The sequence below is a fragment of the Amycolatopsis orientalis DSM 43388 genome, from assembly GCF_000411975.1.
Classification (GTDB): domain Bacteria; phylum Actinomycetota; class Actinomycetes; order Mycobacteriales; family Pseudonocardiaceae; genus Amycolatopsis; species Amycolatopsis orientalis_D.
In genome coordinates this window covers 44817-56407 of record NZ_ASXG01000015.1, presented here as the reverse complement: position 1 = coordinate 56407, position 11591 = coordinate 44817, and the positions used below count along the sequence as shown (strand labels likewise).

The 11591-nt window shown below is 68.1% G+C and carries 11 protein-coding genes; 6 read left to right on the top strand and 5 right to left on the bottom strand.

Going from position 1 to position 11591, the window contains the following annotated elements:
• Window positions 1-17 precede the first annotated feature (17 nt).
• From L942_RS01740 to L942_RS01730, 3 genes are all read right to left on the bottom strand, one after another.
• On the bottom strand, window positions 18-452 hold the full coding sequence (locus tag L942_RS01740; RefSeq protein WP_037353955.1) for a DUF4395 domain-containing protein: 435 nt from the start codon (window positions 450-452) through the stop codon (window positions 18-20).
• A gap of 296 nt (window positions 453-748) precedes the next feature.
• The gene (locus tag L942_RS01735) at window positions 749-1183 is read right to left on the bottom strand and encodes a TlpA family protein disulfide reductase (protein ID WP_037353954.1); all 435 of its coding nucleotides are present in this window, start codon (window positions 1181-1183) and stop codon (window positions 749-751) included.
• A 5-nt stretch (window positions 1184-1188) separates the two neighbouring features.
• Complete coding sequence (locus L942_RS01730; RefSeq protein WP_158684402.1) at window positions 1189-2091, bottom strand: LmeA family phospholipid-binding protein; 903 nt, start codon at window positions 2089-2091, stop codon at window positions 1189-1191.
• A gap of 175 nt (window positions 2092-2266) precedes the next feature.
• Between L942_RS01730 and L942_RS01725 the strand changes: the two genes are divergently transcribed.
• From L942_RS01725 to pstB, 6 genes are all read left to right on the top strand, one after another.
• Window positions 2267-3013 (top strand): winged helix-turn-helix transcriptional regulator, encoded by a 747-nt coding sequence (locus L942_RS01725; RefSeq protein ID WP_037353952.1) that lies wholly within the window; start codon window positions 2267-2269, stop codon window positions 3011-3013.
• Between the two features lie 28 nt (window positions 3014-3041).
• The gene (mshD, locus tag L942_RS01720; RefSeq protein WP_440201290.1) at window positions 3042-3935 is read left to right on the top strand and encodes a mycothiol synthase; all 894 of its coding nucleotides are present in this window, start codon (window positions 3042-3044) and stop codon (window positions 3933-3935) included.
• Window positions 3936-4178: 243 nt separating this feature from the next.
• Window positions 4179-5309: a phosphate ABC transporter substrate-binding protein PstS gene (pstS, locus tag L942_RS01715; RefSeq protein ID WP_037353946.1), complete on the top strand. Its 1131-nt coding sequence runs from the start codon at window positions 4179-4181 to the stop codon at window positions 5307-5309.
• A 186-nt stretch (window positions 5310-5495) separates the two neighbouring features.
• The gene (gene pstC / locus L942_RS01710; protein WP_037353944.1) at window positions 5496-6416 is read left to right on the top strand and encodes a phosphate ABC transporter permease subunit PstC; all 921 of its coding nucleotides are present in this window, start codon (window positions 5496-5498) and stop codon (window positions 6414-6416) included.
• Between the two features lie 2 nt (window positions 6417-6418).
• A complete protein-coding gene (gene pstA, locus L942_RS01705; RefSeq protein ID WP_037353942.1) occupies window positions 6419-7333 on the top strand; it encodes a phosphate ABC transporter permease PstA in 915 nt (304 codons plus the stop codon).
• A gap of 3 nt (window positions 7334-7336) precedes the next feature.
• Window positions 7337-8113 (top strand): phosphate ABC transporter ATP-binding protein PstB, encoded by a 777-nt coding sequence (pstB, locus tag L942_RS01700; protein ID WP_037353939.1) that lies wholly within the window; start codon window positions 7337-7339, stop codon window positions 8111-8113.
• Between the two features lie 117 nt (window positions 8114-8230).
• On the opposite strand, the gene phoU is transcribed toward pstB, so the two are convergent.
• Together phoU and L942_RS01690 are read right to left on the bottom strand one after the other, a co-directional pair.
• Window positions 8231-8905: a phosphate signaling complex protein PhoU gene (phoU, locus tag L942_RS01695; RefSeq protein ID WP_037353937.1), complete on the bottom strand. Its 675-nt coding sequence runs from the start codon at window positions 8903-8905 to the stop codon at window positions 8231-8233.
• Window positions 8906-8989: 84 nt separating this feature from the next.
• Window positions 8990-10372, bottom strand: coding sequence for an LCP family glycopolymer transferase (locus L942_RS01690; protein WP_037354370.1), 1383 nt, complete (start codon window positions 10370-10372; stop codon window positions 8990-8992).
• Window positions 10373-11591: the final 1219 nt, after the last annotated feature.

Here is an 11591-nt window from a genome sequence, read left to right as displayed (position 1 = left end):
TTTCTGGGTTAAGGGTTTTACGAGGACGCCCGTGCCGGGCTGAAACGCTTGATCAGCAGGTACATCTGGCACCCGAGGCAGTAGTTGAACGCCGCGTTGAGGAACGCGGCGAAGAGCGCGAACGCGGTCGCGACCACGCCGAGCGGGGTCACGCCCGCCGCGAATCCGATCGTGCCGACGAGCGCGAACACGAACCCGACCGCCTGTGCGAACCGCAGCGGGGCGGCGTCCTCGCGTTCGCTGGTCGGTCCGAGCCGCGGCGCGACCACGAGCCGGTACAGCACCGAGTACGGCGCGGGCTTGAGCCCGACGAACGCACCGATCGCGAAGACCACGGTCTGCAGGGCGAGCAACGGCCACCACTGCGTGATCAGCACGACGGCGAGCACCACCGTGGTCACGATCGCGGCGAACCTGGGGCCTCGCGGGTCTACGGCCGGTCCGGCGGACATGGGTTCCTCCTGCTCAGTGCGAGGGGAAACGCGTGCGGAAACACGCGGCGAAGACGGGTGCGGCTACGGGACGGCGCGAGACGTGCTTCAGCGCCGACCGGACAAAGGCAGACACAAGCTGCTGCGCACGCGGCAGAAATCGACCGCGCGGCGCTGCGTCAAGAGGGTGATGGGCAGCTCGTCCACAGGGGGGAGGGTACCCAGGCTCGCTCGCTCCCGGAACCATGTTCATTCCTTGGGACGAGGTCCGGATCCTGAGAATCAACCGCCGCCGATCGCGGGCCGGCGGCCCCGGGTCAGTGCGACGCGGCGGTGAGGTGCGGGCGGAGCGCCTCGAGCAGCTCCGGGCCCTTGGGCACGCCGCCCACGCGCAGCAGTTCCCGGCCTTCCGGGTCCAGCGCGAGCGTGGTCGGCGTGCTGAGCACCGACAGCGCCTGCGCGACCTCGGGACGATCGGTGACGTCCAGGTCGACGTGGTGCAGGCCGTCGGTCTTCTCCGCGAGCGACGACAGAATCGCCCGCGTGTGCCGGCACGGGGTGCAGAACGTGGTGGAGATCTGCACCAGGGTGACGGCGGATTCCGGATCAAGGGCCGCGGCGACCGGAGCGGGGAGCGGGCGGCCCTGCACGGCCGGTTTGGCCGCGCGGATCCGGCCGTTGCGAGCGCGCAGGACGAGGCCCGCGGCCGTCGCGACGACCAGCGTCGCCAGCAGCACCCACACTCCGGTCACCGGGATCAGCCTCCGTGGTTGGTGGACAGGTCGGCGAAGTTCACGTCCTGCGCTTCGCCCTTGATGGTCACCGAACCGCTGTCGACGCGGACCGCGGTCGGGGTGACCGACAGCGGCAGCCGGGCCGTGTTGATGCTCGCCCGGAAGTTCGGCAGCAGAGCTTTCTGCACAGCGTCCGGAACGACCGTGGTGCTCTGGTCATTCCCGAACTGCAACCGGTACGGCACGATCGAGATCGACTTCTTCTCGAGCTGGATCAGCGCGAAACAGAAGATCTCCACCTTCTGCCCGGCCACCTGCACGTCGCCGGAGATCCGCACGCCCGCGCTGGTGCCGTCGGCCGGTTCGCCCTCGGCGTTCGTCGGCGTCGGGTCCGGCTGCTTGCCCTGTTCGGTGTCGCCGTACTTCACATATGCCTGGGTCGACTGCTCGATCTTCAGGTTCTGGATCTTGTTCAGCGGCGAGACGCGGGCGAGGTCGGACGCCTTGATCGTCACCGCGCCGGTGAGCTTGCCGATCTTCACCGCCTTGGTGTTGCCGGACGTGAGGTCCGACAGCGGCGCGATGACGTTCTCCAGTTCGGCGCTCACCCGCAGGTCGCGCAGTTCGCTGCCGACCGGCACGCCGTCCGCGGAAACGGTGATGTGACTGTAGTCACCCGAGAGCGCCTGCACGGTGAACGGGAAGCCGTGGATGGTGACCGACGGATCGTCGCTCAGCCCGAGCTGTGCGCGGGCCTTCTGCGAGATCGTGTGCTCGGCGTAGGCCGCCGCTCCGAAATCCGCCCCGACCAGCAGGAGTACCAGCACTCCCAGCACGATGACCCACCGGCGCACGCGCCTGCCGCGGCGGCCGCCGCCGGGGTTGCTGGCCGGTCGGTCGTCCCGGGTCACGGGCCTGCTCGCCATCGCCTCGGTTCTCCTGTTCGGGTGGATTTCGTCGTGGTGCGGGTCACGCCCGGACGGTTCGCCCAGGTGTGATCGATCCAGCACGCGCTAGGTGCCGGGGTGTTCACCCGCTATTCTCACTTAGCACCGACCGACGCCACGTTCGAGGCGACGAATCTGAAGGCGGTGCGGAATCATGAGCTTGGACCTGCTGGTGCTGACGGGGGAACTCGACGCTACCTCCGTACTACCCGCGCTGGACCTGCTGCCGCACACCGTACGCGTACGCGAGCCGGAAGTGACGGCGCTGCTCGACGCGGGCCACCGGGACGTCATCCTGCTCGACGCGCGCAGCGATCTCGCGTCCGCGAAGAGCCTGTGCCGTCTGCTCAAGGGCGCGGAGGACGAAGCGGGCACGCCGGTCATCGCGGTCGTCGGCGAAGGCGGTCTGGTCGCCGTCAACTCGGAATGGCGTACGGACGACATCTTGCTGCCCACCGCGGGTCCCGCGGAGGTCGACGCGCGGCTGCGGCTGGCCACCACTCGCGACGGCGTCGGTCTGCAGGCAGATGCCGAGTTGCGCGTAGGCGACCTCGTCATCGACGAAGCGACGTACACGGCGAAGCTGCGCCGTCGCACGCTCGAACTGACGTACAAGGAGTTCGAGCTCCTCAAGTACCTCGCCCAGCACGCCGGTCGCGTGTTCACCCGCGCGCAGCTGCTGCAGGAAGTGTGGGGTTACGACTTCTTCGGCGGCACGCGCACGGTCGACGTCCACGTACGGCGGCTTCGCGCGAAGCTCGGCCCGGAGCACGAGCAGATGATCGGCACGGTGCGAAACGTCGGCTACAAGTTCGAGCGGCCGGCGAAGGGCGCGAAGCCGGCGGTCGCCGTTCCGGCCGACGCTGTTCCGGCCGACGCTTCGGAGCTGACCTCGCACTGACGTTCGCCGGTAAGGTCGGTTCGTGGCTATCGACCTTGGCGACTGGACGACCGAACCCGACGACGCGGTGCGTGAAGTGCTGCTCGCGGTCAAAGCGACTGACGGACGTCCCGAAGTCGACTCGACCGGGCCGCTGCCGCGTGAATTCGAGGGCGGGCTGCATCTCCTCGCCCGCGTCGACGGCGCGCCGGCCGGATACGTCCACCTTGATCCCGAAGGCGATTCCCACGGCCATCAGGTCGCGGAGCTTTTCGTGCACCCGCAGTTCCGGCGGCGGGGTGTCGGTACCGCGCTCGCGCAGGCGTTGGTCAAGCGCGCCGACGCGGGATTCCGCGTGTGGGCGCACGGCGATCACCCGGGTGCGGCGGCGATCGCGGGGAAACTCGGCCTCGGCCGGCAGCGCGAACTGCTGGTCCTGCACGCCGACGCGGCCGCGGCGGACTGGCCGGAACCGGTGCTGCACAACGGTTTCCGGCTGCGCACCTTCGTTCCGGGCCAGGACGAGGACGCGATGGTCGCGGTCAACGCGCGCGCGTTCGATTGGCATCCGGAACAGGGCGCGCTGACCGTCGCCGAGGTCCGGGCCGAAGAGCGGCAGGCCTGGTTCGACCCGGCCGGCTTCTTCCTCGCGGAGAACGGGAGCGGCGAGGTCGTCGGCTTCCACTGGACGAAGGTGCACGACCCGGTGCCCGGCCGGTTCGACGGAGACCCGGTGGGGGAGGTCTACGTTGTTGGCGTCGATCCCGCTACTCAGGGTAGTGGCCTGGGGAAGGCGCTGACGCTCGCCGGACTGCGCTACCTGCGCTCCCGGGGGCTACCGAGGGTCATCCTGTACGTCGAGGGCGACAACGCCGCGGCCTTGGCTGTGTACAACAAGCTGGGGTTCGAGCGTTTCGAGACCGACGTTCAGTACGGTGCGTGATCACCGTTGGCGCGGCCGGTGACCTGTGTTACTTTCCGCGTACTAGCAGGTCACGACCAGGCCACGGCACCCGTTCGGGGTAGTAGTCCTGCTCACAAACGGTGACTTGTTCACCTCCCGTTCACCCAACCTAGGACGAGCGTCCACCGAGGCTGCCTAGTGTCCGGTTCCGGTGCGGCTCACCCGCCGCCCGCCGATCCCGACCGGATACGAAAAGGCACATCTCCGAGTGGAGGAAATGCAGTGAAGATCATGCGGCCCCTGGGTGCCGTCGGCATCGTGGCGAGCGCCGCGCTCGTCCTCGCCGCTTGTGGCTCCGACCCTTCGGCGTCCAACAGCGGCTCGGGCTCGAACTCCGCCGCTCCCGCCGCCACCGGAACCGCCCAGGTCGACTGCGGCGGCAAGAGCCCCCTGTCCGGTGAGGGTTCGACCGCGCAGAAGAACGCGATCGACATCTTCAACCAGGCCTACGGCAAGAAGTGCGACGGTCAGAAGGTCAACTACAACGCCACCGGTTCCGGTGCCGGCGTGAAGCAGTTCAACGGCAACCAGGTCGACTTCGGCGGCTCGGACTCGCCGATCAAGGACGCCGACCTCGAGGCCGCCACCAAGCGCTGCGGCTCCCCCGCGTGGAACATCCCGCTGGTCGTCGGCCCGATCGCGGTCGGTTACCACCTCTCCGGCGTGGACAACCTGACGCTGACCCCGCAGGTCATCGCCAAGATCTTCAACGGCGGCATCAAGAACTGGAACGACCCGGCGATCAAGGCGATCAAGGGCAACGAGAGCCTGAACCTGCCGGACAAGCCGATCCAGGTCGTCTCCCGCTCCGACGAGTCGGGCACCACCGACAACTTCCAGAAGTACCTCGGCGCGGCCGCCAAGGGCGTCTGGACCCAGGGCGCGGGCAAGAAGTTCAACGGCGGCGTCGGCAACGGTGCGCAGGGCTCGAACGGCGTGGCCACGACGGTCAAGGGCGCCGACGGCGCGATCACCTACGTGGAGGGCGCGTTCGCCAAGGACGGCGTCACCGCCGCCAAGATCGACAGCGGCTCCGGCGGCGTCGCGCTGAGCGCGGAGAACGTGGCCAAGTCGCTCGACTCGGCCAAGTTCCTGAAGCCGGGCAGCAACGACCTCGCGATGGACCTCAACGGCATCTACTCCAGCAACGTGCCGGGCGCCTACCCGCTGCTGCTGACCACGTACGAGATCGTGTGCTCGAAGTACTCGAACCCGGATGTCGCGAAGGCCGTCAAGGCGTTCCTGTCGGTGGCCGCGACCGACGGCCAGAAGCCGCTGTCGGAGAAGGGCTACGTGCCGATCCCGCAGAGCCTGCAGGACAAGGTGCTGACCGCCGTCAAGGCGATTTCCTGAAGGTCTCCTTGAGCTGGTACGAAGGCTGACAGAGACTAGTCGATGAGAGAACCATCCTCGACGCGAACGCCCACCGGGGACCCCGGTGGGCGTTCGTCGTCCGCTCAAGCGTTCCCGGAGGATCCGATTACGGACAAGCCAGCCGCGCCGGCGCCGGAAGCGCCCGCGCGGAAGAAGCCTTCGAAGGTGCGGGCCGGTGACCGCTTCTTCAAGAACTTGACCACTGGGGCCGGGGCGTTCATCGTCGCCCTGATCGCCCTGATCGGGATTTTCCTGGTCGTGCAGGCCATCCCGGCGCTCAAGGCGGACAAGGCCAACTTTCTGTTCAACCACGGCTGGTCGACCGGCGATCCGGCCAACATGTCGTTCGGCATCGCCGACCTCGCCGAGGTCACGGTGGCGACGTCGGTGGTCGCGCTGATCGTCGCGATGCCGGTTTCGCTGGGCATCGCGCTGTTTCTCACCCAGTACGCGCCGCCGAAACTGGCCCGGCCGTTCGCCTACGTCGTGGATCTGCTCGCCGCGGTGCCGTCGATCATTTTCGGCCTGTGGGGCATTCTGGTGTTCGCCCCGGCGATCGAGCCGTTCTCGCAATGGGTGAACACCACCTTCTCGTGGATCCCGATCTTCGCGCCGGGCAACGTCGCGCCGAACGTGCGCGGCACGATTTTCACCGCCGGAATCGTGCTGGCGGTGATGATCCTGCCGATCATCACTTCGCTGTCGCGTGAGGTTTTCGAGCGCACGCCCACCGCGCAGATCGAGGGCGCGCTCGCGCTCGGCGCCACTCGCTGGGAAGTCATCCGCACCACGGTGCTGCCGTTCGGCAAGGCCGGCTACATCGGTGCGTCGATGCTCGGTCTCGGGCGGGCGCTGGGCGAAACCATTGCGCTGGCGGTAATCCTGCTCGTTCCGCAGGGCCGGAACTTCGACTGGAGCCTCTTCGACGGCGGCGCGACGTTCGCCTCGAAGATCGCCCAGAACTACAGCGAGTTCAACAACCCGACCTCGGCGGGCGCCTACATCGCGGCCGGGCTGGTGTTGTTCGTGCTGACCTTCCTGGTCAACTTCGCGGCCCGTTCGATCGTCGGAAAGAAGCTGAGGTGACCATGTCGACGACTCTCGAACGGCCCGCCACGACGCCGGCTTTCCAGCAGGTGAGCGCGGGGCGCAAGGCCAAGAACGCGTTCGCGACGGTGTTGGTCTGGCTGTCCTTCCTGATCGCCGTGATCCCGCTGGTGTGGGTGCTGTACACGGTGATCGCCTACGGCGTGAAGCGGATTCCGTACAGCAACTGGTGGGGCCAGGACTTCGGTTCGGTCCTGAGCGACGAGGTCGGCGGCGGCGTGCTGCACGCGATCATCGGCACCCTGCTGCAGGGCCTGGTGTGCGCGGTCATCTCGGTGCCGATCGGCCTGCTGGTCGCGATCTACCTCGTGGAGTACGGCCGCGGAAAACTGGCCAGGGCCACCACGTTCATGGTGGACATCCTCTCCGGTGTTCCGTCCATTGTGGCCGCTCTGTTCATTTACGCGCTGTGGGTCACCACGCTCGGCCTGCCGCGCAGCGGGTTCGCCGTGTCGCTCGCCTTGGTGCTGCTGATGATCCCGGTGGTCGTCCGCTCGTCCGAGGAGATGCTCCGGATCGTGCCGGACGACCTGCGCGAGGCCTCGTACGCGCTGGGCGTGCCGAAGTGGAAGACGATCATGAAGATCGTGCTTCCGACGGCGTTGTCGGGCATTCTCGGCGGCATCATGATGGCGCTCGCCCGCGTGATGGGCGAAACCGCGCCGCTGCTGGTGCTCGTCGGGTACACGTCCTACGTCAACTGGAACATCTTCAGCGGGGAGCAGGCGTCGCTGCCGTTGGTGATGAACAACGAGCGCGCCACCAACTCGATGGACCCGGGCAGCGTCGGCTTCGACCGGATCTGGGGAGCCGCGCTCACCCTGGTGCTCATCATCGCCGTGATCAACCTGCTCGCCACGGTCCTTTCCCGCATCGTCGCCCCGAAGAAGAAGTGAGTCATGGCCAAGCGAATCGACGTCAAAGACCTGGACATCTACTACGGCAAGTTCCACGCCGTGGACAGCGTCACGCTGAACGTCCCGCCGCGGAACGTGACCGCGTTCATCGGGCCGTCGGGGTGCGGCAAATCGACCGTGCTGCGCACGCTGAACCGGATGCACGAGGTCATCCCCGGCGCCCGGGTCGACGGCCAGGTGCTGCTCGACGGGGAGGACATCTACGCCTCGGCGGTGGACCCGGTGCAGGTGCGGCGCACCATCGGCATGGTGTTCCAGCGGCCGAACCCGTTCCCCACGATGTCCATTAAGGACAATGTGGTGGCCGGGCTCCGGCTCGGCGGGGTGAAAAACCGCAAGCAGCTGGACGAGGTCGCCGAGCGCGCGCTGCGCGGCGCGAACCTGTGGAACGAGGTCAAGGACCGGCTGGGCAAGCCGGGCGGCGGCCTTTCCGGCGGGCAGCAGCAGCGGCTGTGCATCGCGCGGGCGATCGCGGTGCAGCCGGACGTGCTGCTGATGGACGAGCCGTGTTCGGCGCTGGACCCGATCTCGACGCTCGCGATCGAGGACCTGATCGGCGAGCTGAAGAAGGACTACACGATCGTCATCGTGACGCACAACATGCAGCAGGCGGCGCGGGTTTCGGACCAGACCGCGTTCTTCAACCTGGCCGGCGTCGGCCAGCCCGGCCGGCTGATCGAGCTGAACGACACGGAGAAGATCTTCTCCAACCCGGACGAGAAGGCCACCGAGGACTACATCTCGGGCCGCTTCGGCTGATTCCACTGTGGACGGCCGCCCTGGGGTTCTTCGCCGGGGCGGCCGTTCTGCTTTCCGGGCAAGAAAAAACCGCCACCCGCTTGAGCTGCCGGGTGGCGGTTTTTGTCGCGGGTTGGCTCAGATGGTCAGGTCTTCGTCGTCGGTGCCGTAGCCGGGCATCCGGCCGGTGACCACGAAAATCATCCGTTTGGCGACGGACACCGCGTGGTCGGCGTAGCGCTCGTAGAAGCGGCCGAGCAGCGTGACGTCGACCGCGGAGGCGACGCCGTGCGGCCATTCGCGGTCCATCAGCACGGTGAACAGGTGCCGGTGCAGATCGTCGACCTGGTCGTCCTCGGTCTCGAGGTCCTTGGCCGCGGACACGTCCTTGGTCTTGATGACCGTCTCGACCTGACGGGCGAGCTTGACCGCGGCCCGGCCCATCTCGGCGAAGTACGGCTTGACCGCGTCCGGCAGCACCGGGTCGGGGTGGCGGCGGCGGGCGGCCTTGGCGACGTGCAGGGCGAGGTCTCCCATGCGCTCCAGGCTTTCCGCCGCGTGGATGGCGGCGAGCACGGTGCGCAGATCGGTCGCCACCGGGGCCTGCAGCGCGAGCAGCGCGTACGCCTGCTCCTCGCATTCGGCGCGCGCGTCGTCGACCTTCGCGTCGTCGCTGATCACCTGCTCGGCGAGGCCGAGGTCGACCTCCAGCAATGCTTTGGTGGCCCGCTCCATGGCGTCGGCAACCTGGACCGACATCGCGGCCAGGTTTTCGGCGAGCTGATCGAGTTCGACATGGTAGGCCTCACGCATGAGCACACCCTACGTCGTGGGCTGTCCGAATACCGCATCGCTGGGTGAACCGCATGTGAACCCCGCCTAACGAATCCGAAGTGCTCAGCCGTTGCTGGCGTTCGTCCGGGAATCCGCGTTGGCGGGCGGCGCGCTCGCGGCGGTCCCCGCTGGCTGATTGCCCGGCAGCGGGGTGTTGTCGCGCAACGCGTCGAAGAGGCTCTTGGTCTTGTCCTGGAGCAAAACTTCGTTGCCGCGTTTGTTCGGCAAGCCGACGGTGGGCACGGTCAGGAAGTTGATGTTGGCCGGGTTGAGCCCGCGCATCGATTGCGCGAGCGTCATCATTTGCTGCACGCCGAGGTTGTCGCCGAACGTGGCGTGCGCGAAAGCGGTGATGAAACCGGACAGTTTCCCTGGATCCAGCACGACATCCGAAGACATGACCTTCTTGAGCAGCGCGCCGATGAACGCCTGCTGCCGCTTGATCCGGCCGTAGTCGGAGGTCGGGTCGCCCTTGACGTGCCGCGCGCGCACGTAGCTCAGCGCTTGGTCGCCGGAAATGGTCACGTCGCCGGTTTCGGCGAGCACCTTGCCGAGCACCGTGTCATCGATGGGTTTCTCGTTGTGCACAGTCACCCCGTGCACCGCGTCGACCATTTCCTTGAACCCGTTGAAGTCGATGCCGACGAAGTGATTGATCCGCAGGCCGGTGACCTTTTGGATCACTTTCGTCATGCATTGCGGCCCGCCGACCGCGTATGCCGTGTTGAGCTTGGCGATCTTCTGCTCGGGCACGACCTCGTCAGTGGTCTGCGATTTCGCCGGATCCCACCGGTTGCAATCCGGGCGGTCGATTTCCAGGTCCCGCGGGAACGACACGACGACGACCCGCTTCCGGTCCGCGGGAACGTGCGCAACCATCACCGTGTCCGACCGCGCGCCGGGGATATTGGCCGCGTCCCCGACGTTTTCCTCGGACGAGGCACCGTCGCGGGAATCGGAGCCGACCATGAGGAAGTTTTCGTCGTTGGCCTGCGCGTCGGCGTTCTGAATGTCGGAAGAGTTCTCGTCCAACGCGGAAACCTGCGCGAACTTGGCGTCGAACCAGGTAACCGCTCCCCACGCGACGCCCGTGCCGATAAAGATGAGCGCCACGACCACGATCAACGCGATCCGGCCGATCCGGACGTTGCGTGCGATATGCCGCTGCTTCTTCTCCTGCAGCCGGGTCTGCTCCGGCTTTTCGGCGGGTTTCTCTTCTTCGTCTTTGTCGAGCAAAACCACCCGCTGCAACGCGGTCCGGGTCTGCTCGAACAACGCCATCGAACGGGTAGTGAGCCGCTCCAGCCGCTCCCGACGCTTCGCTTCTTCCGCCGCAGCGTCGTCGTGCGCGGCCGAAAACCGAGCGAGACTGTGATCGATCTTGCGACGGTACTGAGTCGCTTCGTCGATCGCCTCCATCTCGTCGGTCATCGTGAGCGGATCCATCTCCGCCCGAACCGCGGCGGCCGGCCGCGCCGGAGTACGCCGAGTCCGCTTGCCCTCGACGGCCGGGCTCAGCTGGGTCCGCTCGGCATCGGAGGCAGGCTTGGCCGCCGGGCTGAGCTGGGTCTGCTCAGGGTCGTCGGCGTTGAGCCCGACCCCCTTGACCGGCGTGAACTGCGTCCGATCCGCCGCGCTCTGGTTTCCGTCGCGGGCCGGAGCCTGCTCGGCTTCCGGAGCGCCTTGCGGGCACCCGTTCGGGCCCGGCCTGCGCCGGGGACGCCCACTGTCCAGCGCGGGGCTGAGCTGGGTGCGCCCGCCGTCGAGCGGAGGGCTGAGCTGGGTACCTTCCGGGTCCTGCCCCGGAAGCTGACTGTCGTCCAGGCCCAGCGCCGGGCTGAGCTGGGTCTGCTCGAGCCCCACCGGCACTGCGCCCGGCGGACGAACCCGCCCGCGTCCTGGCCGCCGAACGTCCTGCTTGCCCCGCACCCGGCCCGGCTCAAGCGCCTGACTCAGCTGCGTCCGCTCGAGCTCATCGTCAGTCGCTGGCCCAGACGCCGCATCCATGCCGCCCGGCCGCCGACCGGCGGGTCCTGCGGCCCGTCGATGGGGCGCGTTCGGACCCGGCACCCGGTGTCCGCCAGACTCCGGTCCCGCTGCGCGTTGCCGGTCGGCGTCTGGTCCTGCCGCGCGCTGTCCGTCGGGATCGAGTCCGCCAGGAGTTGGCAGCACAGGCTCCGGTCCAGCCATCCGCTGCGCTGCCGACTCGGGTCCGGCCATCCGCCGCGCTGCAGACTCGGGCCCCGCTGTCCGCGGTGCCGCTGAGCCAGGCGCTGGTCCGACTTCCGGCGGCTCGGCAATTCGCTCTGCTGCTGCCTCGGGACCGGCCATCCGCCGCGGCGTCGCCTCGGGTCCAGCCATCCGCTGCGCAGCTGCGTTGGGCCCCGCCATCCGCGGCGCTGCCTCGGGCCCGGCGAGCCGCTGTGCCGCGGACTCGGGTCCGGCCATCGGCGGCGTTGCTGCCTCGGCCCCCGGCGTCCGCGGTACTGCCGAACCGGGCGCGGATGGCCCTGGGCCGACTTCCGGCCCAGCCGCCTGCGGACCGGCAATTCGCTGTCCGTCCAATTCCGGACCGGGCAACCGATGCCCACCCGAATCCGGCCCGCCCGCCCGCGGCCCGGCCGTGCGGTGCGCGTCCGGACCAGGCAGCCGACGCCCACCGGAG

Bases quoted from the DNA above. Each gene is read 5' to 3' on its own strand.
- L942_RS01740 (WP_037353955.1), bottom strand. From the start codon at position 452: ATGTCCGCCGGACCGGCCGTAGACCCGCGAGGCCCCAGGTTCGCCGCG.
- L942_RS01730 (WP_158684402.1), bottom strand. From the start codon at position 2,091: ATGGCGAGCAGGCCCGTGACCCGGGACGACCGACCGGCCAGCAACCCC.
- L942_RS01725 (WP_037353952.1), top strand. From the start codon at position 2,267: ATGAGCTTGGACCTGCTGGTGCTGACGGGGGAACTCGACGCTACCTCC.
- pstA (WP_037353942.1), top strand. From the start codon at position 6,419: ATGTCGACGACTCTCGAACGGCCCGCCACGACGCCGGCTTTCCAGCAG.
- pstB (WP_037353939.1), top strand. From the start codon at position 7,337: ATGGCCAAGCGAATCGACGTCAAAGACCTGGACATCTACTACGGCAAG.
- phoU (WP_037353937.1), bottom strand. From the start codon at position 8,905: ATGCGTGAGGCCTACCATGTCGAACTCGATCAGCTCGCCGAAAACCTG.
- L942_RS01690 (WP_037354370.1), bottom strand. From the start codon at position 10,372: ATGGATCCGCTCACGATGACCGACGAGATGGAGGCGATCGACGAAGCG.